Here is a 26,331-nt window from a genome sequence, read left to right as displayed (position 1 = left end):
TTCACCGCTATCATGCGCAGTCTGCGCCGCCCGGGGGCCGACGACTGCCGCAAACTGAAGGATAGCCACCGGCCCCGGCCGAACCTTACCGGCGGGTAGGCTCGCGCCCGAGCCTCGCCCGCCCGACCCCATTACCCTCACAGCAGACATCCAGTTCCCTCGGTGCCCGGCCTCGGCGCCCCAGCAGAATGCGACGCGTGGAAGCGCCGCCAGTGCGAGCGGAGAAGACAGGCGTGACGATTCCGTACCCGAACACCCAGCCGATGCCCGCCATCGCCGCGGTGACCCCACCGTCCGGCGCCGCCCGCCCGCGGGTGACGTTCCTCGGCACCGGCTACCTCGGTGCGACCTACGCCATCTGCTATGCGGAGCTGGGCTACGAGGTGCTCGGCTTCGACGTGGACGCCGACAAGATCGCCAAGCTGAACGCCGGCGAGGTGCCGATCCACGAGCCGGGCCTCGACGAGCTGCTGCGGCGCAACCTCGCCGCCGGCCGGCTGCGGTTCAGCACCGACATCCAGGAGACCGCCGACTTCGGCGACGTCCACTTCATCTGTGTCGGCACCCCGCAGCGGGCCGACGGGATGGGCGCCGACCTGTCGTACGTCGAGGCGTCGGTGACCAGCCTCGCCCAGCACCTGACCCGCAAGGCGCTGATCGTCGGCAAGTCCACCGTGCCGGTGGGCACCGCCGAGTGGGTGGAGCAGCTCGTCGGCAAGCACACGCCGGCCGACCTCGGCGTCGAGGTGGCGTGGAGCCCCGAGTTCCTCCAGGAGGGCTTCGCCGTCGACGACGTGCTGCGTCCGAACCGGATCGTGGTCGGCGTCAAGAGCGAGTGGGCCAACGGCATGCTGTTCGCCGCCCACAAGGGCGTCTTCGACCTGGCCGCCACCGAGGACCGCGAGGTGCCGCTGGTGGTCACCGACTTCGCGACCGCCGAGCTGGTCAAGGTCGCCGCGAACGCGTTCCTCGCCACCAAGATCTCCTTCATCAACGCGATGGCCGAGGTCTGCGAGGCGGCCGGCGGCGACGTCACCCAGCTCGCCCGCTCGATCGGCTACGACCCGCGCATCGGCAACCGGTTCCTCCAGGCCGGGCTCGGCTTCGGCGGCGCCTGCCTGCCCAAGGACATCCGCGCCTTCCAGGCCCGCGCGCAGGAGCTGGGCGCCGGTGAGGCGTTGCGCTTCCTGCACGAGGTCGACCTGATCAACCAGCGCCGCCGCAGCCGCGTCGTGCAGCTCGCCGCCGAGCTGCTCGGCCGCCGCTCCGGGCCGGCCGGCCCGGACCTGTCCGGCACGCGGGTCGCGGTGCTCGGCGCCACGTTCAAACCCAACACCGATGACGTACGCGACGCGCCGGCGCTCGCGGTCGCCTCGCTGCTCGGCAAGGCCGGCGCCGACGTGCACGTGTTCGACCCGCAGGGGGTCGAGAACGCGCGCCGGGCGGTGCCCGAGCTGACGTACGAGGAGACGATGAACGACGCCGTGCGCGGCGCCGACCTGGTCTGCGTGCTCACCGAGTGGGCCGAGTTCCGCAACGCCGACCCGGTGGCCCTGGGCGAGCTGGCGAACGGCCGCAAGGTGGTCGACGGGCGCAACTGCCTCGACTCCACACTGTGGACGCAGGCCGGTTGGGAGTACCGCGGTATGGGCCGTCCCTGATCCGCTGAGCTCGCGGACCGGCCGCCGGGGAACGTCTCCCGGCGGCCGGTCCGTTTTTGTTGTCCGGAACGCGGCGGCAACTGTCGAAATCCCGGCCCACTCAAGGCATGCTGCCTCTGGGAGGTCCACAGTGCGGGGGCACGGGCGGACGGGAGACTGTCGTGGAGAGCTTCAGGTGCGCCTCGTGCGGGCAGGACATCAAGCCCGCCGTCGTCTGCCCGCACTGCGGCGCGCACCAGCCGCAGTGGGCCGAGCACCTGGCCGACATCGAGCGCTCGATCGCCGAGATGAAGGCCCGCGACGCCGAGATCGCCCGGGAACAGCGGCAGATCGCCGCCAAGATGCAGGCCGCCCTCTTCCAGCGGGACATCCTGGCGCACGCCGGTGAGGAACGGATCCGGCAGGCCACCCGGCCGCGCCGGGTGCTGCGCCGCCGGCCCGGCCGCCGCCCGCCCACCGCGGCCACCGGCGCGCCGCCCCGGGTGCCCCGCCAGGGCACCCCGCCGCCCGGGCCGCCGGAGGATCTGCCCCCGCCGCCGCCGCGCGGTCGCCCTCGCTGGCTCGACGCGGACGACCCGGAGCACCCGCCCGAGGCGTCCTCGCGGGAGGTGCAGAACATCCCGCTCGGGCTGGGCGCGCTCCTGCTCGGCGTCGCCGCGGTGGTCTTCGCCGCGGTCGCCACCAGCTCGATGGACGCGCTGGCCCGCCTCGGCGTGCTGCTGGTGGCGACGGCGCTGATGCTGCTGGCCCCGCCGGTGCTGGCCCGGCGCGGGCTCACCTCCACCGCCGAGACCATCGCCGCGGTCGGGTTGCTGCTGGTGCCGCTGGCCGGGTACGCGTTGTGGGCCGTCGACCGGATCGGCGACGACGGATCAGGTGCCGCGTTCGCCGGGACGATCTTCCTGGTCACCACGCTCGTCGCGCTCGGGTACGCGTACGGGACGGGTCTGCGCGCGCCACGCTTCGCCACGGTGCTGGCTGCCCAGCCGGTGCTGCCGCTGCTGGCGTACGAGCGGATCACCGGACCGGTCGGCTGGGCGCTGGTGCTCACAGTGGTGGCGGTGGTCGACCTGGCGCTGGCCCGCTCGGCGGTGGTCCGCGAGCGGCCGGTCCGGCGTGATCTGCCCGAGCCGCCCCCGCCCGTCCCGCCCCGGCAGCGCGCCGACGAGGACCGGCCCGAGTCGGCGCCGGAGGAGTCGGCCGAGGTGCTGGGCGGCGAGACGCCGCCGGGTCCGGCCGCCGCCCGGCCGGTGCCCTGGCTGCCCGAGCTGACCTGGCTGCTGCACGGCGTGGCGGTCGCTGTCGCGCTGGCGTACGCGGTCACCGGCCTGCTGCGCGCCGCCACGGTGCCGCCGGCCGCCGCCGCGGGCGCGACGTTGCTGCTCGCCGCCCTGGTCGCGCTGGCCGGGACGCTCGTGCTGCGCCGGCCACCGCTGCCGGACGTGGGCGCCGGCATCCTCACGCTGGCGGTCATCGGCGCGCTCGGCCGGGTCGCCTCGGTGGCCCTGCCCGGCCGGTCCCTGCTGCTCATCTCCGCCGTCATCGCGCTGACCGGGCTCGCCGTCCGGGCCGTACCGGAGACGGCCCGGCGTGGGCCGCAGATCGCCTCCGCGGTGGCGCTCACGGTCAGCGGCCTGGTGGTCGCCGGTGGCGCGCTGCGCGCCGGGCTGGCCCCGGTCCGGGCCGCCCTGCCGGCGTGGTCGGCGGATCTGAGCGGATGGCACGCCGAGCTGGCTCGGGCGGTCGGCCCGACCGGCTGGCAGCTCGCGGCCAGCGCGTTGCTGCTCACGATCGCCGCCGTGATCGCGCTGCCGGCCGAGATCCGGCGCGAGTTCGCGGTGGTCGGCGCGGCTCTCACCGCGCTCGCCGTACCCGCGTCGCTCGGTCTGGGCTGGGCGGCGGCCTGCTGGCCGATGCTGCTCACAGCGGTAGCGGTCGGCGTGCTCGGGCTGACCGCGCGTACCGAGCGGTCCGCTGTTGCGCACGCGGTGACAGCGGCCGGGCTGGGCCTGATCGGCGCCGGCGCTTCGCTCGCCCGCCCGGCGCTCACCGCCGCCGCGCTGACGGTGCTGTTCCTGGCCGGGGCGCTGGTGTCCCTCGCCCCGCGGGTCCGGCTCGCCGCCGCTGCGACGGAGACGGTCTGCTCCTGGGCCGCTGGTGGGGCGGCGTTCGCCCTGCCCGGTGCCGTCGCCGCGTTCGTGGCGGCCACGGTGCCGACGCCGCCGGTCGCCACGCCGGCGAACCTGCGCGAGATCACCGTGCCGATCCTCGCGGCGAGCTTCCTCGCCGTCTGCGTCACGCTCGGCTATGCCGCCCTGGTACAGGTGGCGCAGCGGCACCTGAGCATGCCGCACGCGCTCGGTACGGTGCTCGGCGCGGTGGCGGTCGCCGCCGCCGCGTTCGGTGCGCCTGGCGCGACCTCGGCCGACGCCTGGGTGGGCAGCCTGCTCCTGGTCGCCGCCGCGCTGCTGGCGCTCGCCCCGCGCATCGACGCCGGACGCCGCGCGGACATGTCCCTCGACGGGTCCGACCTGGCGCTCGCCGCCACCACAGTGGCGCTCGTCGCCACGCTGGCCCGGATCGCCGCGGTGCTCGCCCCCGGCGGTCAGCTCGTGGTGGCCTCCGCGCTGGTGCTGCTGGTGGCGGTGGCCGCCCGCGCGCTGCCCGAGGAGTGGCGGCGTGGCCCGATCCTCGGCATCGCCGCCGGTGGCACGCTGATCGGCCTGATCGCCGCCTGGAGCGCGTTGCGCGGCGGACTCGGCGTGCTGGCCACCCCCGGCCCGATCTGGGCCGGTGACCTGACCGGCTGGCCGGCCGCGCCGACCGGCGGATCGACCTGGCAGGCCCCGGTGGCGCTGGCGCTGCTGGGGGTGACCGCGGCCATCCTGCTGCCGCCGCCGTGGAAGTACGACGTCTCCGGTCTGGCCGCCGTGCTCGCCACTGTGGGCGCCCCGGCCGCGTTCGACCTGCCCTGGTGGTCCCCGGTGCTGGTCGGCTGCATGGTGGCCACCGTCTACGGCATGTCGGCCGCCGCGTCGGCCGATCCCCGGGCCGCGCTGTCCCGGGCCACGGTGGCCGGGGTGGTGGCGCTGCACGCCGCCGGTGCCGGGCTGGTACGGCCGTGGACCACCGCGCTGGCGCTGGGCAGCATCGCGCTGATCGGCGCCACGGTGGCCGCCGTGGCCCGGGTGGTCGCGCCGTCGCTCGTCGACGACGTCCGCACCGAGGGCATGCCGCCGCACCTGGTGCAGGTGGGCGGCGCGGGCGCCGGAGCCGCACTGCTCGCGCTGCCCGGCGCGGTGGCCGCGCTGGCAGTCGAGTACGGCCGTCCGCCGCAGGTGGTGCTCACCGCCGCGCTCGCCGCCGCCAGCATCGGTCTGGCCGCGATCGCGGCGGTACGTCGGCAGGTGCCGCAATATCTCCCGTACGCCAGCGTCGCGGTGGTCGGCGCGGCCACCGTGACGGCCGCCGCGGCGCTCGCGGTCGGCCTGCCGGCGGGCGTGTTCGCCGCCGCCGCCGCGCTGCTCGGCGTGCTCGCCGAGCTGATCCGGGCGGCCACCGTCCCGCCCGCCGGTTCGGGCCGGCCGGTACGCCGCTGGACCGTGCTGCTCAACGGGGCGCTACGGCGCGCCCCGGACGATCCCGAGCTGCGCTGGCGGGTCAGCCCGGCCGCCGGTGCGCTCGCCGCCGCGGCGCTGCCCACCGCGCTGGCCCTGGCCACCCTGGCACCCTCGCTCGTGGTGGCGCTGTTCTCGCCGTTCGCGGTGCTGCGCCGGGTGTGGCAGGGGCCGCCACCGGAGCTGCTGACTCCGCCGCCGGAGGCGGTCGACCCCACGCACGTGCTCACCGCGCTGCTGCTGACGGTGACCGCGGCGCTCGCCGCCACCGGCTTCAGCGGCGGCCGGCGGTCCCGGGCGGTGCCGGTGATCCTGCCCGGGGCGGCGATCACACTGCTGATCACGCCGGTGGCGCTCGGCAAGGGCTGGCCGGTGACCGCGCTGGCCGCGCTGGCGGTGTTCACCATCTCGATGCTCGGGCTGGCGCTGACCCCGCCGCCGGCGATCGCCGAGCCGGGCCGGTCGATCCGGGTGGCCCGGGTGCTGGTCTTCGCGCTCGGGCTGGCCGCCGGTGGCGCCGGGCTGGCCGGCAGTCTCGCCACGAGCGACCTGACCGTGTTCACGCTCGGCGGGGCGGTCGGCGTGGGCGCCGTCGCCGCGTTGTTCGGCACCACCCAGCGGGCGCGCATCCTGGGCTGGTTGTTCGGCTCGGTGATGGCTCAGCTGTTCGTGCTCACGATCGGCCTCAAGTCCGGGCTGGCTGCTGTCTGGTCCGCGTTCGGGGTGCTCGCCGTCGGCGCGGCGTTGCAGGTGTTCGCCGCCACGCTGCCCCGGCTGCGCCGTCCCGAGGCGTACCGGGAGGCGGCCACCGTCGAGTGGAGCGGCTACGGGGCGGCGCTCATCGCGCTGGCGCTGGCGTACGACTCGCCCCGGCACATCGCCGCGCTGCTGGCCGCCTGGGGCGCGGTCCTCGGGGTGGCGGCGAGCCGTCCGGGACGCCGCCCGATGGAACGCAACCTGCTGTTCTGGGCGGTGGTGGCCTGCGAGATCAGCGCCTGGTGGATCCTGATGCGGGTGGCCGACGTGGCGCTGCCGGAGGCGTACACGTTGCCGTTCGCCGCGCTCGCCCTGCTGGTCGGCGTCCTGCAACTGCGGCACCGGCCCGACCTGTCGAGCTGGGTGGCGTACGGCCCGGCGCTGGTCACCGCGTTCCTGCCCACACTGGCGATCGTGATCGCTACCGAATCGAGCATGCTGCGCCAGGTGCTGCTGCTGCTCGGCGCCGTCGCGGTGCTGATCTTCGGCTCGACCAGCCGGCAGCAGGCGCCGGTGATCGTCGGGGCGACGGTGACCGCTGTCGCGGCCGTGCACGCGCTGTTCAGCCTCGGCCCGTGGCTGGTGCTGATCCCGGTCGGCATCGTGCTGCTGGTGCTGGGCGCGAGCAACGAGCGCCGCCGCCGTGCCCAGGAACGCCTCCAGACCGCCCTGCGCGGCATGCGGTGAGCCGGTCCCGGCCGGGTCCGAGGTGGGACTGAGCAGATCACGCTCCGTTTCGGCGGGCTGCGGCGGGGATGACAGACACGCGTCGGCCCGGCCGGTCACGCTGAGCGACCGGACGTCTCGGGAACAGAGAGTGACGATACGGTCAGATCAGGGAGGCGCGCAGCGCGGCATCCTTCTCCGCGACCAGGTCCTCCAGGCTCGACTGGTAGGCGGCCATCCGGTCGCGCAGCACCGGGTCGGAGGCGCCCAGGATGCGTACCGCGAGCAGGCCGGCGTTGCGGGCGTTGCCGATCGACACGGTGGCGACCGGCACGCCGGCCGGCATCTGCACGATGGACAGCAACGAGTCCATGCCGTCCAGGTACTTCAGCGGCACCGGGACACCGATCACCGGCAGCGGGGTGACCGAGGCGACCATGCCGGGCAGGTGAGCCGCCCCGCCCGCGCCCGCGATGATCACCTGGATGCCGCGGCCCGCGGCGGCCCGGCCGTACTCGATCATCTTGACCGGGGTGCGGTGCGCCGAGACGACGCCCACCTCGTACGGCACGCCGAACTCGTCGAGCGCCTCGGCGGCGGCCTTCATCACCGGCCAGTCCGAGTCGCTGCCCATGATCAGCCCGACGGTGCTCATGCCTGCCCCTCCTGGAGCCAGCGGGCGACACGCGCGGCCCGGGCCCGTACGTCGTCAAGGTCGTCGCCGAGCACCGTGACGTGCCCGATCTTGCGGCCCGGGCGGACCTGCTTGCCGTACAGGTGGACCTTGGCCCCGGGCTCGGCGGCGAACAGGTGGTGCAGCCGCTCGTCGATGGAGATGCCGCCCGGCTCGCCGCCGAGCACGTTCGCCATCACCACGACCGGCGCGGTCAGCGAGGTGTCCCCCATCGGGTAGTCGAGCACCGCCCGCAGGTGCTGCTCGAACTGCGAGGTCCGGGCGCCCTCGATGGTCCAGTGCCCGGAGTTGTGCGGCCGCATCGCCAGCTCGTTCACGACCAGCCCGGACGGCGTGTCGAACAGCTCCACCGCGAGCAGGCCGACCACTCCGAGCGCGGTCGCCAGGTCGATGGCGAGCTGCTGCGCGGCCACGGCCTGCTCCTCCGGCAGGTCGGGCGCGGGCGCCAGCACCTCGACGCAGATGCCGTCGCGCTGCACCGTCTCCACCACCGGGTACGCGGCGACCTGCCCGAACGGCGACCGGGCCACCTGCACGGCCAGTTCCCGGCGCAGCGCCACCCGCTCCTCGACCAGCAGCGGGGTGCCACCGGCGAGCAGCGTGGCGGCCAGCTCACCGGCCTGACCGGCGTCGTCGACCATCCAGACGCCGCGCCCGTCGTAGCCGCCCCGGGCGGCCTTGAGCACCACCGGCCAGCCGGTCTCCTCGCCGAAGGCGATCAGGTCGGCCGGGGACTCCACCGGACGCCACGCCGGGTTCGGCGCGCCCAGCTCACCGAGCCGTTCCCGCATCACCCGCTTGTCCTGCGCGTGCACCAGCGCCTCGGCCGGCGGGAACAGCTTCACGCCCTCGTCGGTCAGGGTGCGGATGTGCTCGTTGGGGACGTGCTCGTGGTCGAAGGTGACCACGTCGCAGCCCTTGGCGAACGTCCGCAGCGCGGCCAGGTCGGTGTGGTCGCCGTACTGGACGTCGGCGGCGACCAGCGCGGCACCGTCGTCCGGGGCGAGCGCCAGCACGCGCAGCGACTGGCCGAGAGCGATGGCGGCCTGGTGGGTCATCCGGGCGAGCTGGCCGCCACCCACCATGCCCACGACGGGGAGACCGGTACGGGAGTCCATAGCGCCGCCAGCCTATAAGGGCCGGTGCCGGGCCGGACCGTGAGGGCGGCCCGGCCCTGTTCCGCTCAGCCGAGCTGCGCGATCAGCTCCTCGACGCCGGTCACCGGCCGCTGGCAGACGAAGCCCCGGCAGACGTACGCGGCGGGCTTCCCGTCGACGAACGGCCGCCCGGCCAGCAGCGGCACGCCGGGCTGGTCCGGGGCGCCGGCCACCACCACCGCTCCGGGCGGGGCGTGGCGCCGCGCCGCGGCCACCAGCGGGTCGCCCTCCGGGTCGCCGGTCGCCACCGCGATCTCGTACGGCCCGGACAGCAGCGCCTCGCCGACGGTTGCCGCGTATCCGGTGAACCGGGCGTGCCGGTCGACGATCGGCGCGACAGTCGTGAGCGTCTTCTCGGCCGCCTCGCGGTAGCGGGTCTCCCCGGTCAGCGCCGCGTACGCCACGAGCGCCGCGACGATCGCCGACCGGCCCGACGGGGTCGCGTTGTCGGTCGGGTCGGCGGGCCGGGTGACCAGGCGCTCGGCGTCGTCGGCGGTGTCGTAGAAGGCACCGTCCGGGCCGGCGAACCGGGCCAGCGCCACATCGAGCAGCTCACCGGCCAGCGTCAGCCACCGCCCCTCGCCGGTGAGCTGGTGCATCGCGCAGAACGCCTCGGCGACGCAGCCGTAGTCCTCCAGCACCCCGGCCGGCTGACCCACGGCCTTGTCCCGGGAGACCCGCCGGAGCCGGCCGTCCACGAGATGCACGGTGGCCAGGTGCTCGGCGGCGTCCCGCATCGCACCGTCGGAGACGATCAGCACGCCGTCCATCAGGTTCGCGTCCTCGTCGTCGGACGACACGAGCAGCGCGGCGACCTGCTGGAACTCCGCGATGGCGGTGATCGCGAGCCCGTTCCAGGCGGCCACCACCTTGTCGTCGCGGGCCGGCTGGGGGCGGGTGTCGCGGGCGGCCAGCAGCCGGCCCACCGCGTCCTGCCAGCGGGCCCGCACCTCGGGGTCGGCGTCGTCGACGTCTCGGGCCAGCCGCAGCACGCTGGTGCCGTGCTCGAACGTGCCGTCGGCGGTGACCTCGAACAGATCCGCGGCGAACCGGCCGTCGTCGGCGCCCAGCACCTCGACGAGCTGGCCGGGCGTCCAGACGTACGTGAGCCCTTCGACGCCCTCGGTGTCCGCGTCGAGCGCCGAGGCGAAGCCCTCACCGGCCCGGTGCAGCTCGTCGGCGAGGAACCGCGCGGTGTCCCGGGCCACCCGGCGGGCCAGCCGGTCGCCGGTGAGCCGCCAGAGCTGGGTGTAGACCCGCAGCAGCAGCGCGTTGTCGTAGAGCATCTTCTCGAAGTGCGGCACCGTCCAGTGGCCGTCCACCGAGTAGCGGGCGAAACCGCCGGCGAGCTGGTCGTTGAGGCCGCCGCGGGCCATCGCCTCGCAGGTGTGCCGGACGATCTCCAGGCTGCGCGCCGAGCCGGTGCGCTGGTGGTGTCGGAGCAGGAAGAGCAGGTTCATGTGCGGCGGGAACTTCGGCGCGCCGCCGAAACCGCCGTTCGTCTCGTCGTACTCCCGGGCGAGCTGGCTCGCGGCGGCGTCGAGCAGGTCGGCGGTGAGCGGGGCGGTGAGGCCGCCGACCGCCTGCGCGCCGCCGATCGCCTCGACCACGGCGGCGCCCTGCCGCAGCACCGCCTCGCGCTGGTCGCGCCAGGCGGTGGCGACCGAGCCGAGCAGGCGGATGAAGTTGGCGCGGGGGAAGTACGTGCCGCAGAAGAACGGGGTGCCGTCCGGCGTGGCGAAGACGGTCATCGGCCAGCCGCCCTGCCCGGTCATCGCCTGGGTGGCGGTCATGTAGACCGCGTCGACGTCGGGACGCTCCTCGCGGTCGACCTTGACGCAGACGAAGTCGTCGTTCATCAGCCGCGCCACTGCCTCGTTCTCGAACGACTCGTGGGCCATCACGTGGCACCAGTGGCAGGCCGCGTAGCCGACCGAGATCAGCACCGGCACGTCGCGCCGTTTCGCCTCGGCGAACGCCTCGTCGCACCAGGGCCACCAGTCGACCGGGTTGTCGGCGTGCTGGAGCAGGTAGGGCGACGTGGCCTCGGCGAGTCGGTTCACCACCCGACCTTAGCGAGCGCGCGGAGCCGGTGCGGCGCGAGTGCGGCGGCCGGGCCGGGACCGTGGTCCCGGCCCGGCCGCCGTCTCACCGGGTCAGGGTGAGCGTCGAGGTGTCCCGCACGGTGAACTCGTTCCAGTACTCGAAGTCGCGGACCAGGATCTCGCTGACCGCCTGGGCGGTGCCGCGCTGGAACTTGACGTCGGCCGGGTAGGTGGTGGCCGACCACGGCACCACCTGACCCGGAACGCACGGGATGTGGGGTGAGAAGTAGCCGCGCACCATGCCCGCCTTCTTCTGCTCCTGGACCAGCTCGCCCGCGATGGAGAAGGAATCCGCCCGGGTGCAGGTGATCGACCCGCGGACGGTGGCGATGCCCTTCTTGTCCACCGTCGCCACCGGATCGACGGTCAGTGTGACGTCGAGCGCCGGCAGCGGCGGCGGGTTCCCGATGTGGATCTCGCCGCGCAGGCTGCCGGCCGCGCCCTCGCACCGGATCTCGAAGGTGGCGTCGAAGCGCTCGACGTAGTCGAACGGGCCCCAGTCGGCGTGCAGGACCGTGAACGAACCGGTGCTCTGCGCGCAGGAGCGCCCCCAACCGCCGTTGTAGAGCTGCAGGCTGGCCGCGTCGCTCCCGTAGACCGGCTGGCTGACGTTCTGGTAGGTGTCACCCGCCTTCAGCGTCTGACCGGCCGGGGCGGAGATGCCCAGACGCCAGGTGTTGTCGGTGTCGCTCCAGAACTCCATCCCGAAGTGCTGCTGGCCGTGGCCCCACGCGTTCATCTCGTCGCCGGGCGTCGGTGCCGCGGAGCTGTAGGAGTAGGAGTTGCCGGCGGTGATCGGATCACCCGGCTCGCCGGTGACGGCGAACGACCAGGACTCCGCCGGCCGGGCCTGCGCCGGAGCGGACATGACCAGGCCGGCAGCGCCGGTGGTCAGCGCCATGGTCGAGGCGAGCAGGATCCGTCGCCAGGAACGTCTCATCGTCGTCCTCCCCGTGTGGACGTCAGCGGGGACGCCTGCCGCGCCCGCCGTGTCAGCAGCCTAGGACCGGCCGGGCGTCTCCGCTGCCCCGTCCACGGTAGACGGACGGGTCAGGAGGCGCCGTCCGCGCGCAGCGGGACCACGTTGCCGCGGGCACCGTCGCGCAGCGATCCGAGCACCGCGGAGATCTTGTCGGCCGGCATCGGCTTGAAGAAGTGGTAGCCCTGGGCGGCGGTACAGCCCAGTTCGGCCAGCGCGGTGCGCTGCTCGGCGGTCTCCACGCCCTCGGCCACCACCCGCAGCCCCAGCTCGTGGGCCAGCCCCACGGTGGTCCGGACGATCGCCGCCGCCTCCGGCGAGTCGGCCATCCGGAGCACGAACGAGCGGTCCACCTTCAACTCGTCCACCGCGATCCGGGTGAGGAACGTCAGCGACGAGAACCCGGTGCCGAAGTCGTCCACGGCGAGCTGCACGCCCATGCCCCGCAGCGTGGCAAGCACCTCGTCGATGACCTCCAGCTCGCTCATCACCACCGTCTCGGTGATCTCCAGGACCAGCCGGTGCGGCGGCACCTGGTGACGGCGCAGCGCCTCGTCGATCTCGGCGGGCAGCCGCGGGTCGAGCAGGCTGCGCGCGGACAGGTTCACCGAGATCGGGATGTCCAGCCCGTCCCGCGCCCACCCGGCGGCGACCGCCAGCGCCTTGTCCAGCACGTACCGGGTGAAGCTGCCGAGCTGCTCGCTGTTCTCCACCGGGCGGATGAAGTCGGCCGGGCCGAGCCAGCCCCGGCGCGGATGCCGCCACCGGATCAGCGCCTCCACCCCGGTCGGCGCGCCGGTCGCCAGGTCCACCGCCGGCTGCAACGCCAGCACCAGCTGGTCGTCGGCGGCCAGCGCCTCCCGCATCTCCGCGAGCAGCGCCAGGTGGTCGGTGCTCGCCGCGTCGCGGGAGCTGTCGTACGCGGCGACGCTGCCGCCGCCCTCCTTCGCCTGGTACATGGCGATGTCGGCGCGCCGCAGCAGCTCGGTCAGGTCGGCCGCGCCCGCGTCGGCCACCACGACGCCCACCGCCACCTCGACGGACATCCGTACCCCGGCCACCTCGGTCGGCGCGGCGAGGCGCTCGGCGACCTCCCGGGCCTGGCGCAGCGCGTACGCCAGCGGGGCGGTCCGCTCCTCGACCAGCGGCACCGAGGTCAGCAGCAGGGCGAACTCGTCGCCGCCGAGGCGCCCGAGCAGGTCACCCGGCCGGGTCAGCGCGGCGAGCCGGTTGGAGGTCAGCCGCAGCAGCTGGTCGCCCGCCGAGTGCCCGAGCGTGTCGTTGACCTCCTTGAACTGGTTCACGTCGAGCAGCAGCAGGGCCACCGGGTGGTCGTGGGCGCGCTGCCGCAGCGCCTGGTCCCCCTTGGCGAGCAGCGCCGCCCGGTTGAGCAGCCCGGTGAGCTGGTCGTGCACCGCGTCGTACGACGAGCGGGCGGTGACCAGCCGCAGCTCCCGGTGCGTGGCGGCGTCGTGCAGGGCGGCGGCCAGCGCGTCCCCGAAGGCCGCCACGCCGTCGCGTTCCCGGGCGCTCGGCGGGGCGGACCGGGCGAACCGCACCCGCAGGCGGCCGACGTCAGCGGATCCCACCGCGAGGCGGCGCACCAGTTCGTGCTCCCCCGCGTCCGCGCCGGCCGACGGCTCCACCTCCCGGTCGCGTACCTGCCCGCCGCGGTCGGCCCGGTAGCGGCGCCAGCGGCCCTCGCCCCGGGCCACGTCGACCTCGACCAGTTCCGCGCCGAACAGGGTGAGCGCGCCGGTCACCGCAGCGGTCGCCACGCCGCGCTCGTCGAGCTGGTTGAGTGCGGCGGTGGCCTCGGCGAACGCCCGCCACGTACGCCGCTCCTGGTCGGCGCGGAGCCGGTGGCGGTACGTCTGCTGGAGCAGCCAGAGCGGCGGCGGCAGGAGCAGCAGCCAGCGCGCGTCGAGTTCGAGCAGCGCGACGACCACCAGGCCGACCGCCACGTTGCCGACGAACATGAGCAGCTTGCCGCGCAGTGCGGCGAGCAGCGGCGGCCCGATCGCGATGCCGTGCCGCAGGGCGAGCGTGACCGCGCCCAGGAAGGCGGTGGTGAGCAGGTACGTCACCGCGGCGGCGGTGAGCGTGAGCGCCAGCTCCGGCGTGGGCGCGGCGAGCAGCGGCGGGCCGAGCGCGGTGGCCACCGCGGCGGCGAGCGCGGTGGCGGCGGTGAGCGAACCGGCGATCCCCACCAGTTCCAGCGCGGGACGACGGTCGGAGACCAGGGACATCACGGTCCAGGCGGTGCCCACGCCCAGCAGGGCGGCGGCCGGGAGCCAGCCGGCAGGCACCAGCCAGAGGCAGACCACGAGCGCGGCCTCGCCCCAGGTGATGCTCACCATGCCCGAAGCGCTGCGGAAGCGCAGCCGGGCGAGCTGGGCCACCGCGAACGCGACAACGGCGATGCCGAACCGCGCCGCACCGGGAAGCGAGTCGTCGGCCGGCAGGTGCGACGGGACGGTAAGGCCAAGCACGGCGGCGAGCAGACCGGTCAGCGCGACCGCGACGGTGAGCAGGACGACGCCCAGCGGTGTCCCGCGCAGGCCGATCCGGTCGGGGGAACGGTCGGCCGGCTCGGTGGTCACGGGGCCGCCCCGTCGACGCGTCGGGCCGGGGCATGGTCGGGGGCCGGTGCTGCCATCGACATCGGCGTCCCCCTTCCGCGCAGGGTCCGGGGCCTGACGGTCCCCCCGGCGGAAGGCTAAGCCAAAGCCGGTGGTCGCAACAGGGGGCGACGACCGGCTTCGACGTGATTCACGCGGTGTTCAGCTGTTCCGACCCTGCTGGGAGCCGTTGGGGGCGTTCGTCGGTGAATCCTGCTCGACGAGCCCGTCTGTCGGATCGGCGACTGCGGAATCGGCCCGGCCGGGGGTGCCCTGCTGCGGGAAGCGGTCGGGCAGCCGGCGCAGCCGGGCGTTCATGTTGCGGATCAGCAGGACGGTGACGGTGGCCAGCGCGACGATGAGGAAGAGGCCCATCGGACCGGCCAGACCACCCGTACGGGTGTCACCGAAGTTGTTCTGCGCGAGCACCTCGACGGTGGTCAGCATGGTGTTCCTCCGATGTGCGACTGAGCACCAGGGTAGACCCCGGCCGGGTCAGTGGGCACGGCACGCCTCTCGTACGCCGGCGAACAGGTCGGACTCCGGCAGCGGGCTGTCGACCAGCGAGCGGGCGAGTTGGAAGTCCTCCGTCGGCCAGGCGCGCTTCTGCAGTTCCATCGGCACCTGGAACCAGAAGCCGTCCGGGTCGATCTGGGTGGCGTGCGCGCGCAGCGCGTCGTCGCGGACCGGGAAGTAGTCGGCGCACTCGACCCGGGTGGTGATCCGGGCGCCCTTGTCGGGGCGCTCGTCCCAGCGCTTCATCCACTCGCCGTACGGCGACTCGAGCCCCGCGGCGAGCACCGCCTCGTGCAGGCTCATGATCTTGGCGCGGGAGAAGCCCACGTCGTAGTAGAGCTTCAGCGGCTGCCACGGCTCGCCCAGGTCGGGGTGGCGGTCCGGGTCACCGGCCGCGTCGAACGCCGCCACGGTGACCTTGTGGGTCATGATGTGGTCGGGGTGCGGGTAGCCGCCCTCCTCGTCGTACGTGGTGACGACGTGCGGGCGGAACTGCCGCATCAGGCGCACCAGCGGCGCGGCGGCGACGTCCACGTCCTGGAGGGCGAAGCAGCCCTCCGGCAGCGGCGGCAGCGGATCGCCCTCGGGCAGCCCGGAGTCGACGAAGCCGAGCCACGCCTGCTCGACGCCGAGGATGGCCCGGGCGGCGTCCATCTCGGCCCGCCGGATGTCACCGATGTTCGCCCAGACGTCGGGGCGGTCCATCTTGGGGTTGAGGACACTGCCCCGCTCGCCACCGGTGGCGGTGACGACCAGGACGTCCACCCCCTCGGCGACGTATTTCGCCATGGTGGCGGCGCCCTTGCTCGACTCGTCGTCGGGATGGGCGTGCACCGCCATGAGACGCAGCTGTTCTGCCACCTTCGGCGCTCCTCGTCTGTGCCCGCCGACCGGCCCCCGGGGCCGACCGGCTGACCTGCCGGAATCTCCCCCCGCGCCCGCGAAAGCCCCCGTGACGGCCGGTCGGGGGCCGCCACCGGAGTGGCCAGGGCCACGCCCGCCGGTCCAGGCCGACCTGCCATCCTTGACTCAGCGCCGGGCTGGGAAGATGGACCTAGCCATTCTTGCCGATGCCGCCGACAACAACGCCAGGAGATACCCGCCGGTGAGCGAGACGCACGCCACAGTCGCCGCGAAGGCGCCGGTCTTCCCGCCGGGCCGCTACGGCCGCCGCCGGGAGCCGGGGCGCCGCCGGCCGGTCCTGCTCGCCCTGACGGTGACGGTCATGCTCGCCGTCCTCGGGCTGGGCGCGGCGAAGCTCTACTACCAGTACGGCGACCCGGAGTACCAGGGCGAGATGATCAGCTACTCCGACATCACCGACTCCCGGGTGATCGTCGACTTCCGGGTCACCGTGCCCCCGGGTGGCTCCGCCACCTGTCTGCTGCAGGCCCGCTCCCACGACGGGGCCCAGGTGGGCAGCGCCGAGGCCACCGTGACCGCGGAGCCCGGCCAGCGCCACATCCGGACCCGGCAGGAGGTGCCCACGAGCGCCCGGCCGTTCATCGGCGAGGTCCTGCGCTGCCGGCCCGCCGGCTGAGCCGGCCTGCCGGCGAGTCGCCGGCCACCGCACCCCGGTCCCGCCGCAGGCACCCGGGGTGATTGATCACACCTCGACGCGACCCGCACTGGTAGCCTTGCAAGTTCACCTGTCAGCCAGTCCGCACCAATCGAGGAGACCGCCTGTGTCCACAAATGGAAACGAGGCGCCCGCCACCTGGCTGTCCCAGGACGCCTACGACCGTCTGCAGGCCGAGCTCGACGAGTTGATCGCCAACCGGCCGGTCATCGCCGCCGAGATCAACGCCCGGCGCGAGGAGGGCGACCTGCGGGAGAACGGTGGCTACCACGCCGCCCGTGAGGAGCAGGGCAAGGCCGAGGGCCGCATTCTCTACCTCAAGGAGCTGCTGCGCACCGCCAAGGTCGGTGAGGCGCCGGACACCGACGCGGTGTCGCCGGGCATGGTCGTGAAGATCTACTTCGACGACGACGCCGACGACAGCGAGACCTTCCTGCTCGGCTCCCGGGAGATCGCCTCCACCACCGACCTCACCGTCTACAGCCCCGAGTCCGCGCTCGGCAAGGCCATCCTCGGCGGCAAGGCGGGGCAGACCTGCACCTACACGGCGCCCAGCGGCGCCGATATCAAGGTGACCATCGTCTCCTTCGAGCCGTACAGCGGCTGACCCCTCCGGACCCGCGCCGGATGGCTCGGGTCCCGAACCCGACCGAGGCTGACAGGCCCTCCTCGGACCCGAGCCGCACACCCGAACGCCCCGACCGGATCATCCGGCCGGGGCGTTCGCGTTCCGCCGAGGGCTCAGCCCTCGCCGGTGAAGACCACCTGGTAGCCGCTGGCCCGCAGCGCGCTGATCAGCGTGTCCGAGTGCTCCACCCCGCGGGTCTCCACGGACAGGGCCACCTCCACCTCGCCGAGGCGCAGGTGCGGGTTGGCGCGCTGGTGCACCACGTCCACCACGTTGGCACGGTGCTCGGCGATCTCGCCGAGCAGGGAGGCGAGCTGGCCGGGCCGGTCGGTGCAGCGCACGGTGATCCGCAGGAACCGCCCCGCCGCCGCCAGGCCGTGCTCGATCACCCGGAGCATGAGCAGCGGGTCGATGTTGCCGCCGGAGAGCACCGCGACGACCGGCGCGGTCACCTCCACCGCGCCGGCCAGCAGCGCCGCCACGCCGACCGCGCCGGCCGGCTCGACGACCTGCTTGCCGCGTTCCAGCAGCATCAGCAGCGCCCGGGAGATGTCCTCCTCGGAGACCGTCACCACGTCGTCGACCAGCTTGCGGACATGGGTGAAGGTCAGCTCGCCCGGACGGCCCACGGCGATGCCGTCGGCGATCGTCGCGAACGAGGGCAGCCGCAGCGGCTCGCCGGCGCGCAGCGAGGGCGGGAAGGCGGCGGCGCTCGCCGCCTGGACCCCGATGACCCGTACGTCGGGACGCAGCGCCTTGGCCGCCACCGCCATGCCCGAGACGAGCCCGCCGCCGCCCACCCCGGTCACGATGGTGCGCACCTCCGGGCACTGTTCCAGGATCTCCAGCGCCACGGTACCCTGACCGGCGATCACGTCCGCGTGGTCGAACGGGTGGATGAACACCGCTCCGGTCCGCTCGGCGAACGTCTGCGCCGCGACGAGCGACTCGTCCACCGTGTTGCCGACCAGCTCGATCTGCGCGCCGTACCCCTTCGTCGCGGCGACCTTCGGCAGCGGCGCGTTCACCGGCATGAAGACGGTGGCGTGCGCGCCGACCAGCCCGGCGGCGAGCGCCACGCCCTGGGCGTGGTTGCCGGCGCTCGCCGCGACCACGCCGCGGGCCCGCTCCTCGGCCGAGAGCCGGGAGATCCGCACGTACGCGCCGCGCACCTTGTACGACCCGGCGCGCTGGAGGTTCTCGCACTTGAGCCAGACCGGTCCGCCGAGCGCGGCGCTGAGCGGCCGGGACGGCTCCAGCGGGGTGGTACGGGTGACACCGGCGAGCAGTTCCCGCGCGGCCTGTACGTCGGCGAGGCCGACCAGTTCCGTCATGCCCCGATCGTGCCACCCGGGGTGGGCGGAACCTGCGGCGACGTCGGCGCAACCGGCATCGGCGCGGCGGGCGCGGGCCGGCCCGGTCGGCCGGGCCAGGCGGACTGACCGGGCCAGACCGGCTGCCCCGGCCACACGGGCACGGCCCGCGCGAGCCGGTCCTGCTGGGCGGCGGAGATCCGGCGGATCAGCACGACGAACGCGATCCCGGCGACCAGGCAGGCCACCGCCGGCACCAGCCGGGGCGCGAGCGCGTCCTCGTAGAAGCGCACGTACGTGGCGAACTCCGCGTCGTTGCGGGGCAGCTCGGTCAGCCGGTCGTAGCGCTGCTGCTCGGCCCGCGCGACGAACCGGTCACCGATCAGGAACACCAGCCAGCTCACCCACCACACCCCGACCAGCCACGACTGGCGGCGCTGCCACACGCTGTTGCGGAGCAGGTCGGCGAGCACCCGGGCCGGTACGACGAAGTTGACCAGCGGCACCAGCCACCCGGCGATGGCCCACGCCGGGCTCAGGTTCGGCACCGCGCCCGGGAACGCGTCCAGGTTCTTGCGCGCCCGCCACGTCCAGATCACCACGAGCGTCCCGGCGGTCAGCAGGGCGAGCAGGTACGGCAGCGAGAACAGCACCTCGGCCAGTACCGCGCCGAGCAGCACGTCCCGGTCGAGCTGCTCGGCGGCCGAGCGGGCCATCCGCACACCCACGAGCGGGAACAGGGCGGTGAGCAGGTAGCACAGGGTGGCGGCGCCGACCGCGAACGCGCCGGCCACGGCAAGGCCGCGCACGCCGTACGTGGGCACGCCGGGGCTCACGGCAGGCTGACCGACTCGGGTGCCGCAGCGCCGGCACTCCTCATAGGCCGGGGACGTGGGGTCCCCGCAGGTCTGGCAGTTCATCGGGGACCGTCCGAGATGGTGTGCGCGACAGGGTGCGCACACGCTAGACGATCACGCGGTGGCCGGCGACCCCGTTCCGACGCGGGGATAGCCGGGAGCGTGCCGCGCCCACGGCGCCTGCATCTCGAACTGGCCGGCCACCCCGAGCAGCAGCAGTTCGGAATTGGGCGGGCCGACGAACTGCACACCGACCGGCAGGCCGTCCGGGCGGCGGCCGACCGGCACCACGATCGACGGCAGCCCGGCGATGTTCCACGGCGCCGCGTACGGGGCGTACTTGATGTTGGTCGACATGTTCGCCAGCCAGGAGCGGCCGGACCAGCCGGCGGCCTCCGGCGGCGGCCCGGCCAGCGCCGGGGTGAGCAGCAGGTCGATCGAGTTGTCCGCGAAGAAGTGCACGGACCGTTCGCGCCAGGCCGCCCGGTCGGCCTCCCGCACGTACCCCCGGCGCTGTGCCCAGTCGCCGAGCGTGACGTGCCGGCGGCTGCGGCGCTGGAGCCGGCGCGGCGCCACCCCGGCGGCGCGCACGTCGGCGGCGGCCGCCGCGAACCAGGTGGCGATGCCCTGGAGGCCGAGCCGGGTCGGGTAGACCGGGTCGGCGGGCACGGTGTCGTGACCGGCCGCGGCGAGCAGCCGGCCGGCGGCGGCGACCGCGTCCCGGTTCGGCGCGTCCGGCGAGACGCCACGTACCGGCGAGCGCAGCGAGACGCCCACCCGCAGCCGCTCCGGCGGGACCAGCTTGTCCGGCCGGCGGCCGGCCAGCACCGAGAAGCCGACCACCGCGTCGGCGACGGTGCTGGTGAGCATGCCGTGCTCGGTGAGGCCGAACCAGTCGTCCGCGCCGAGCTGGCAGGGCACCACGCCCCGGCCGGGCTTGAGCCCGACCAGGCCGCAGCAGGCCGCCGGGATGCGGATCGACCCGAGGCCGTCGTTGCCGTGGGCCATCGGCACCAGCCCGGCGGCCACCGCGGCGGCCGCGCCGCCGGACGAGCCACCGGGGGTACGCGCCGGATCCCACGGGTTGCGGGTGACAGCGGTGTCGTCGTCGGTGAGGGCCCACAGGCCCAGCTCCGGCATCCGCGTGACACCGAGGATCACCGCGCCCGCGCCGCGCAGCCGCCGGACCACCTCGTGGTCGGCCTCCGCCACGGGCGTACGCATCGCGGCCGACCCGTTCCAGGTGGGCAGGCCGGCCACCGGCGTGTTCTCCTTGACCGCCACCGGCACCCCGGCGAGCGGCAGGTTCGCCAGTTCCTCCTGCTCGTCGACCTTCTCCGCCTCGGTGATCGCCTCACCGCCGCGTACCGCGCGGAACGCGCCCAGCTCGGGATCCACCCGGGCGACGTGGTCCAGGTGGTCGGCGACGACCTGGGTGGCGGAGACGTCGCCACGGCGTACCGCCCGGGCGATCTGTTTCGCGGTCGTCCCGACCCAGGTCGTCGGCAAGATGTCCGGCACTGCCACCCTCCCCAACCAGCGGTCAGCCCAGGGCCTGCTCCAGATCGGCGAGCAGGTCGTCGACCGTCTCGATGCCGACAGACAGTCGCACGAGATCGCCGGGAACTTCAAGCGGCGAGCCCGCAGCGCTCGCGTGTGTCATCCGGCCCGGGTGCTCGATCAGGGACTCGACGCCGCCCAGCGACTCGGCGAGCACGAACAGCCGGGCCCGGTTGCAGATCTGGACGGCGTGCTCCTCGCCGCCCGCCGCGCGGAACGAGATCATGCCGCCGAACCGGCGCATCTGCTTGGCGGCCACCTCGTGGCCGGGGTGCGACGGCAGACCCGGGTAGACGACCTGGGCGACCTTGGCGTGTCCGTCCAGGTAGGCCGCGATCCGCTCGGCGTTGTCGCAGTGCCGGTCCATCCGTACCCCGAGGGTCTTGATGCCGCGCAGCGTGAGCCAGGCGTCGAACGGCCCGTTGACCGCGCCCATCGCGTTCTGGTGGTAGCGCAGTTCCTCGCCGAGCGTGCGGTCCGCCGCGACGAGCGCGCCGCCGACCACGTCGGAGTGTCCGCCGACGTACTTCGTGGTGGAGTGCACCACCACGTCCGCGCCGAACGCGATCGGCTGCTGCAGGTACGGCGAGGCGAACGTGTTGTCGACCACCAGCAGCGCGCCGGCGTCGTGCGCCACCGCGGCGAGCGCGGCGATGTCGGCGATGCCGAGCAGCGGGTTGGTCGGCGTCTCCACCCAGACGATCTTTGTCGCGCCGGGGCGGATCGCGGCCCGCACGGCGTCCGGGTCGGAGACCTTCGCCGGGGTGTACGCCAGGCCCCAGCGCTCGGCCACCTTGGCGAACAGCCGGTACGTGCCGCCGTACGCGTCGTCCGGGATCACCACGTGGTCGCCCGGCTTGCAGACGGTCCGCAGCAGCGTGTCCTCGGCGGCCAGGCCGCTGGCGAAGGCGAGCGCCACCGGGCCGCCCTCCAGCGCGGCCAGGCACTCCTGGAGCGCGTCCCGCGTGGGGTTGCCGGAGCGGCTGTACTCGTAGCCCTCACGGGGCGCGCCGACGGCGTCCTGGGCGTACGTGCTGGTCTGGTAGATCGGCGGGATCACCGCACCGGTGCGGGCCTCCGGGTCCTGACCGGCGTGGATGGCGAGTGTCTCGAAGCCGTGGCTCATGCCGCAGACGTTAGTCCCCCGCCCGGTCCCGCTCCCGGCAACCCGGTGCGAGTCACAAGCGCGAAGGCGTCGGGGCGGTCAGCCATACTGGTCCGGTGAGTTCGACCGAGGCGCTCCCCTCTCGCCTGCACGGCGTCGCCGACCGGATCCCCACGTGCCTGGACGACCTCAAGGGGCCCGAGCACGGCCGGGTCACGCTGCCGATCCGCCTCGCGTGGTCCGGGCTCACCGAGTTCGACGTCGACGACAGCGGGCAGCGGCTCACGCTCTACCGCACGCTGATGGACTGCGGGCAGCGCGAGGACATCGTCCGGTACGTCAATCCGGCGCTTCTCCGGCAGGACTGGTCCCGCATCCGCAAGCTGACCGCGCGCCGGGTGATCCGCCTCTGGGAGAGCAGGATGCCGGGCCTGGCAGCCTAGCCGTGGACGAGTTGCACACGCGCCTGCTGCACGTCGGATTCCGCGCCGGTGACGACCTCGGTCTGGTGCTCGCCGGTGGGTATGCACTCGCCGCGCACGATCTCGTGAGCCGGCCGTCCCGCGACATCGACTTCGCCACCGCAACCGCGCTGCCGCTGCCTCTGGTGGCGGCGCGGCTGGCTGAGGCGTACCGAGCCGAAGGGTTCGGCTGCCGGGTCGTCGAGGCGACGCCGCGGATGGCCCGGTTGCTGGTCGAAGGGCCCGGCTTCGCCTGCGAGGTCGACCTCTTGAAAGAGGCGATCGGGCCACCCGCGAGGCTGCAGATCGGGCCGGTGCTCGCGCTGGAGGACGCCATCGGCCTCAAGGTCAGGGCACTTCACGACCGCGCCGCGCATCGCGACTACATCGACGTACGTGCGGCCAGCCGGATCGTGGAGTGCAGGGGACTCGAGTCCTTGGGAGCCCGGCACACCGTCGCGTTCTCGCTTCACGAGCTGGCCGACCGACTCGGCGGGGTCGACGAGCTCGAGGTGGAGACATTCGCCGCCTACGGTCTCGGCGAGGACGACATCGGCGGGCTCAGGCGCTGGGCCCGTCAGTGGGAGGCGGACATCCGGACACGCCTCGCCAACGGCGAGACCGGCCCGGCCGGCATCCCCGACGACGACTGGGACGCGTACCTCGACCGCCTCTGACCGCACCCGGTTTCTCGTCGATCATGAGGTTGACGGCGGTCGCGGTCCGTTTTGTCGCCGCCAACCTCATGATCGACGCTCGCCTGGAGGTGGGGTGGGCGGGCGGGGCCTAGGGTGGGCTCGTGAGCGGGTGCGTGTTCTGCGGGATCGTGGCGGGCGAGGTGCCGGCGTTCCGGGTGACCGACGAGCCGGACGGGGTCGCGTTCCTCGACACCCGGCCGGTGTTCAAGGGCCACGTGCTCGTGGTGCCCCGCACCCACCTGGTCACCCTGTCCGACCTGCCGGCCGACGCGCTGCCCGGCTACTTCCGGCTGGTGCAGCGGATCGCCGTGGCCGTGGAGACCGGTCTGGGCTCCGGTGGGACGTTCGTGGCGATGAACAACCGGGTGTCCCAGTCCGTACCGCACCTGCACACCCACGTGGTGCCCCGCACCAAGGGCGACGGGCTGCGCGGCTTCTTCTGGCCGCGTACCCGGTACGCCGACGACGCCGAGGCGACGGAGTTCGCCGGGCGGGTCTCGGCGGCGCTGGCCTGACGCCGGCGTGGGCGGGTAAGGAACCGGGGGCCGACGCTGTTGCACACGCTGGGAAAGCCAAGAGAGGAGTCCCACCGTGTTCCTCCGCCGCATGAAGGCCGAGATGATCTCTCCTGACCAGGCCCTGCCGGGCCGCCCGATCGCGATGCCGATCGCCGACCGGCACGAGGTGCTTCCGTCCTCGCTGAAGGGCCCGTTCCCCGAGGGCGCGCAGGTCGCCGTCTTCGGCATGGGCTGCTTCTGGGGCGCCGAGCGGCTGTTCTGGACCCTCCCCGGCGTGATCACCACGTCCGCCGGTTACGCGGGTGGATACACCACCAACCCGACGTACGAGGAGGTCTGCTCGGGCATGACCGGGCACGCCGAGGTGGTCCAGGTGGTCTACGACCCGTCGAAGATCGCCTACGAGGACCTGCTGAAGGTCTTCTGGGAGAACCACGACCCGACCCAGGGCATGCGCCAGGGCAACGACGTGGGCACCCAGTACCGCTCGGCGATCTACACCACCACCGACGAGCAGCTGGCCGCGGCCAAGGCGTCGCGGGACGCGTTCGCGCCGATCGTGGCCCGGGCCGGCAAGGGTGAGATCACCACCGAGATCGCCCCGCTCGGCGACTACTACTTCGCCGAGGACTACCACCAGCAGTACCTGGCGCCGACGAAGAACCCGAACGGCTACTGCAACCACGGACCGAACGGGCTGAGCTGCCCGGTCGGAGTGGCCCGCACCTCGGGCTAGCCCCACCGCGCGCCGGCGGCACCCACGCTCGCGCGATCTTGCAGTTCGGTGCCCCCAGAGGCTCGCATAAGGGGCAACCCAGGGGCCCGAACTGCAAGATCGGCGACGAACCGTGGGCCAGCCGCCGGCGCCCGTCTCTGCGGCGTTCCTCACAGCCTCGCCGGAGCCGATCTCCGACATCGGGTGGAGTGAGGCAGGAACCGAAGGCGTGACAGGCAACCACCCTGCGTGACGGCGCATCGTAGCAAGCTGTCACACGTTCGTCATCGTCTCAACAGGCGAACTGCAACAAGCTCTGGCAGCATTGGCTCGTATGTGCGGACTTGCGGGAGAGTTCCGCCGTGACGGTTCACGCGCCGACGTCTCGGCCGTGGAGCGGATGGCGGCCACGATGAGTGACCGAGGGCCCGACGACAGCGGCATCTGGTCGCAGGGCCCGACCGCGCTGGGACACCGGCGCCTGAAGATCATCGACCTGTCCGCGGCGAGCGGCCAACCCATCGTGGACGCCGCCGCCGGGCTCACCGGTGTCTTCAACGGCTGCATCTACAACTATCGGGAGCTGCGCGCCGAGCTGCAGGCCAAGGGCCACCGGTTCTTCTCCTCCGGCGACAGCGAGGTCGTGGTCAAGGCGTACGCCGAGTGGGGGCTCGACTTCGTCGACCACCTGATCGGCATGTTCGCGGTGGCGATCAGCGAGCGCGACACCGGCCGCCTGGTGCTGGCCCGGGACCGCCTCGGCATCAAGCCGCTCTACCTGGCCGAGAGCCCCGGCGTGGTCCGGTTCGCCTCGACGCTGCCGGCGCTGCTCGCCGGCGGCGGCATCGACACCACCATCGACCGGGTGGCGCTCGCCCACTACCTGAGCTTCCACAGCATCGTGCCGCCGCCGCGCACCATCCTGGCCGGCGTCACCAAGCTGCCGCCGGCCACGGTCCGTGTGTACGAGGCGGACGGCTCCAGCCAGGAGCGGGTCTACTGGGATCCGTCCTTCGGCCGCGCCGCCGAGCGGGCCGGCTGGTCCGAGCGGGACTGGCAGGATGCGCTGCTCGACTCGCTGACCACCGCCGTACGCCGCCGCATGGTGGCCGACGTGCCGGTGGGCGTGCTGCTCTCCGGCGGCCTCGACTCCAGCCTGGTCGTCGCGCTGCTGGCCGGGGAGGGGCAGGCCCGCTCCGGCCTGGCCACGTTCTCCATCGGCTTCGACGCGGTCGGCGGCCGGGAGGGCGACGAGTTCGTCTACTCCGACCTGGTGGCGAAGACGTTCGGCACCGACCACCACCAGATCCGGGTGCCCACCGGTGACCTGCTGCCGCCGCTGGAGGCCGCCGTCGCGGCCATGAGCGAGCCCATGGTCAGCCACGACTGCGTGGCGTTCTGGCTGCTCAGCCAGGAGGTCGCGAAGCACGTCAAGGTGGTGCAGTCGGGCCAGGGCGCGGACGAGATCCTCGGTGGCTACCACTGGTACCCGCCGCTGGCCGGGGTGGACCGCGAGCAGGCGCTCGAGACGTACGCGAAGGCTTTCTTCGACCGCGACGCGGCCGGACTGGCCCGGGTGCTCAACCCGGCGTGGCTGGCCGACGGCGACCCGGCGCGGGAGTTCGTCGCCGCGCACCTGGGCCGCGCGGGGGCGCAGACCGCCGTCGACGCGGGCCTGCGGATCGACACTCAGGTCATGCTGACCGACGACCCGGTGAAGCGGGTCGACAACATGACCATGGCGCACGGGCTGGAGGCCCGGGTGCCGTTCCTCGACCACGAGTTCGTCGAGCTGGCCGCGAGCTGCCCGCCGGAGCTGAAGCTCGCCCAGGGCGGCAAGGGCGTGCTCAAGGAGATCGGCCGCCGGGTGCTGCCGCACGAGGTCATCGACCGACCCAAGGGCTACTTCCCGGTGCCCGGACTCACCCACCTGGAGGGCAAGCTCCTCGACCGGGTACGCGACGCGCTCACCGCGCCGGAGGCGCGCCGTCGCGACCTGTTCCGCGCCGACTACGTCGACGCGCTGCTCGCCGACCCGAATGCCGAACTGACCCCGTTGAACGGAAACAAGCTGTGGCAACTGGGACTCCTGGAAATGTGGCTCCAGAGCCACGGAATCGACTGA

Annotated in this window: 20 protein-coding genes; 9 read left to right on the top strand and 11 right to left on the bottom strand. The window is 73.7% G+C overall.

Annotated elements, in window-relative coordinates; all coding sequences use genetic code 11:
* Window positions 1-233 precede the first annotated feature (233 nt).
* Entirely contained in the window at window positions 234-1,661 is a 1,428-nt protein-coding gene (locus NMK34_RS05370) for a UDP-glucose dehydrogenase family protein (RefSeq protein WP_013284143.1), read from the top strand.
* Window positions 1,662-1,822: 161 nt separating this feature from the next.
* On the top strand, window positions 1,823-6,721 hold the full coding sequence (locus NMK34_RS05365; protein ID WP_318332452.1) for an SCO7613 C-terminal domain-containing membrane protein: 4,899 nt from the start codon (window positions 1,823-1,825) through the stop codon (window positions 6,719-6,721).
* A gap of 142 nt (window positions 6,722-6,863) precedes the next feature.
* Here the strand turns inward: NMK34_RS05365 and purE are convergent, their stop codons facing one another.
* From purE to mca, 7 genes are all read right to left on the bottom strand, one after another.
* The gene (gene purE, locus NMK34_RS05360; RefSeq protein WP_318332451.1) at window positions 6,864-7,355 is read right to left on the bottom strand and encodes a 5-(carboxyamino)imidazole ribonucleotide mutase; all 492 of its coding nucleotides are present in this window, start codon (window positions 7,353-7,355) and stop codon (window positions 6,864-6,866) included.
* Window positions 7,352-8,512 (bottom strand): 5-(carboxyamino)imidazole ribonucleotide synthase, encoded by a 1,161-nt coding sequence (locus tag NMK34_RS05355; protein WP_318332450.1) that lies wholly within the window; start codon window positions 8,510-8,512, stop codon window positions 7,352-7,354. Before NMK34_RS05355 ends, purE begins: the two co-directional genes overlap by 4 nt.
* A 65-nt stretch (window positions 8,513-8,577) precedes the next feature.
* On the bottom strand, window positions 8,578-10,614 hold the full coding sequence (locus NMK34_RS05350) for a thioredoxin domain-containing protein (RefSeq protein WP_318332449.1): 2,037 nt from the start codon (window positions 10,612-10,614) through the stop codon (window positions 8,578-8,580).
* Between the two features lie 85 nt (window positions 10,615-10,699).
* A complete protein-coding gene (locus NMK34_RS05345) occupies window positions 10,700-11,596 on the bottom strand; it encodes a hypothetical protein (RefSeq protein ID WP_318332448.1) in 897 nt (298 codons plus the stop codon).
* A gap of 110 nt (window positions 11,597-11,706) precedes the next feature.
* Window positions 11,707-14,202 (bottom strand): bifunctional diguanylate cyclase/phosphodiesterase, encoded by a 2,496-nt coding sequence (locus NMK34_RS05340; protein ID WP_318336278.1) that lies wholly within the window; start codon window positions 14,200-14,202, stop codon window positions 11,707-11,709.
* Window positions 14,203-14,418: 216 nt separating this feature from the next.
* Window positions 14,419-14,703, bottom strand: a complete 285-nt coding sequence (locus tag NMK34_RS05335; RefSeq protein WP_194798523.1) for a hypothetical protein — start codon at window positions 14,701-14,703, stop codon at window positions 14,419-14,421.
* A 48-nt stretch (window positions 14,704-14,751) separates the two neighbouring features.
* Window positions 14,752-15,612 carry a mycothiol conjugate amidase Mca gene (gene mca, locus NMK34_RS05330; protein WP_318336277.1) on the bottom strand — a complete coding sequence of 287 codons (861 nt, stop codon included), beginning with the start codon at window positions 15,610-15,612 and terminating at the stop codon, window positions 14,752-14,754.
* 265 nt (window positions 15,613-15,877) lie between these two features.
* Here mca and NMK34_RS05325 point away from each other — a divergent pair, with 265 nt between their 5' ends.
* Window positions 15,878-16,312, top strand: coding sequence for a DUF4307 domain-containing protein (locus NMK34_RS05325; RefSeq protein ID WP_318332447.1), 435 nt, complete (start codon window positions 15,878-15,880; stop codon window positions 16,310-16,312).
* A 145-nt stretch (window positions 16,313-16,457) separates the two neighbouring features.
* Window positions 16,458-16,958, top strand: a complete 501-nt coding sequence (greA, locus tag NMK34_RS05320) for a transcription elongation factor GreA (RefSeq protein WP_013284133.1) — start codon at window positions 16,458-16,460, stop codon at window positions 16,956-16,958.
* Between the two features lie 134 nt (window positions 16,959-17,092).
* Here greA and ilvA read toward each other — a convergent pair whose 3' ends face one another.
* From ilvA to NMK34_RS05300, 4 genes are all read right to left on the bottom strand, one after another.
* Window positions 17,093-18,313, bottom strand: coding sequence for a threonine ammonia-lyase (ilvA, locus tag NMK34_RS05315; RefSeq protein ID WP_194798525.1), 1,221 nt, complete (start codon window positions 18,311-18,313; stop codon window positions 17,093-17,095).
* Window positions 18,310-19,116, bottom strand: coding sequence for a DUF4328 domain-containing protein (locus tag NMK34_RS05310; RefSeq protein WP_318332446.1), 807 nt, complete (start codon window positions 19,114-19,116; stop codon window positions 18,310-18,312). The genes ilvA and NMK34_RS05310 overlap by 4 nt, the downstream gene beginning before the upstream one ends.
* Before the next feature lie 147 nt (window positions 19,117-19,263).
* The gene (locus NMK34_RS05305) at window positions 19,264-20,676 is read right to left on the bottom strand and encodes an amidase (RefSeq protein ID WP_318332445.1); all 1,413 of its coding nucleotides are present in this window, start codon (window positions 20,674-20,676) and stop codon (window positions 19,264-19,266) included.
* 16 nt (window positions 20,677-20,692) lie between these two features.
* Entirely contained in the window at window positions 20,693-21,835 is a 1,143-nt protein-coding gene (locus NMK34_RS05300) for a cystathionine gamma-synthase (RefSeq protein ID WP_318332444.1), read from the bottom strand.
* A gap of 95 nt (window positions 21,836-21,930) precedes the next feature.
* Between NMK34_RS05300 and NMK34_RS05295 the strand changes: the two genes are divergently transcribed.
* From NMK34_RS05295 to NMK34_RS05275, 5 genes are all read left to right on the top strand, one after another.
* Window positions 21,931-22,257, top strand: coding sequence for a hypothetical protein (locus NMK34_RS05295; RefSeq protein ID WP_318332443.1), 327 nt, complete (start codon window positions 21,931-21,933; stop codon window positions 22,255-22,257).
* A 2-nt stretch (window positions 22,258-22,259) separates the two neighbouring features.
* On the top strand, window positions 22,260-22,952 hold the full coding sequence (locus tag NMK34_RS05290; protein ID WP_318332442.1) for a nucleotidyl transferase AbiEii/AbiGii toxin family protein: 693 nt from the start codon (window positions 22,260-22,262) through the stop codon (window positions 22,950-22,952).
* Window positions 22,953-23,074: 122 nt separating this feature from the next.
* Window positions 23,075-23,488 (top strand): HIT family protein, encoded by a 414-nt coding sequence (locus tag NMK34_RS05285; protein WP_318332441.1) that lies wholly within the window; start codon window positions 23,075-23,077, stop codon window positions 23,486-23,488.
* Window positions 23,489-23,564: 76 nt separating this feature from the next.
* Window positions 23,565-24,227: a peptide-methionine (S)-S-oxide reductase MsrA gene (msrA, locus tag NMK34_RS05280; protein WP_318332440.1), complete on the top strand. Its 663-nt coding sequence runs from the start codon at window positions 23,565-23,567 to the stop codon at window positions 24,225-24,227.
* Window positions 24,228-24,540: 313 nt separating this feature from the next.
* Entirely contained in the window at window positions 24,541-26,331 is a 1,791-nt protein-coding gene (locus NMK34_RS05275; RefSeq protein ID WP_318332439.1) for an N-acetylglutaminylglutamine amidotransferase, read from the top strand.

Origin of the sequence: Micromonospora sp. BRA006-A (assembly GCF_033433935.1) — a bacterium.
GTDB classification, from domain to species: domain Bacteria; phylum Actinomycetota; class Actinomycetes; order Mycobacteriales; family Micromonosporaceae; genus Micromonospora; species Micromonospora aurantiaca.
The sequence above is the reverse complement of the archived record's forward strand: the minus strand, read 5'-3'. Positions and strand labels throughout refer to the sequence as shown.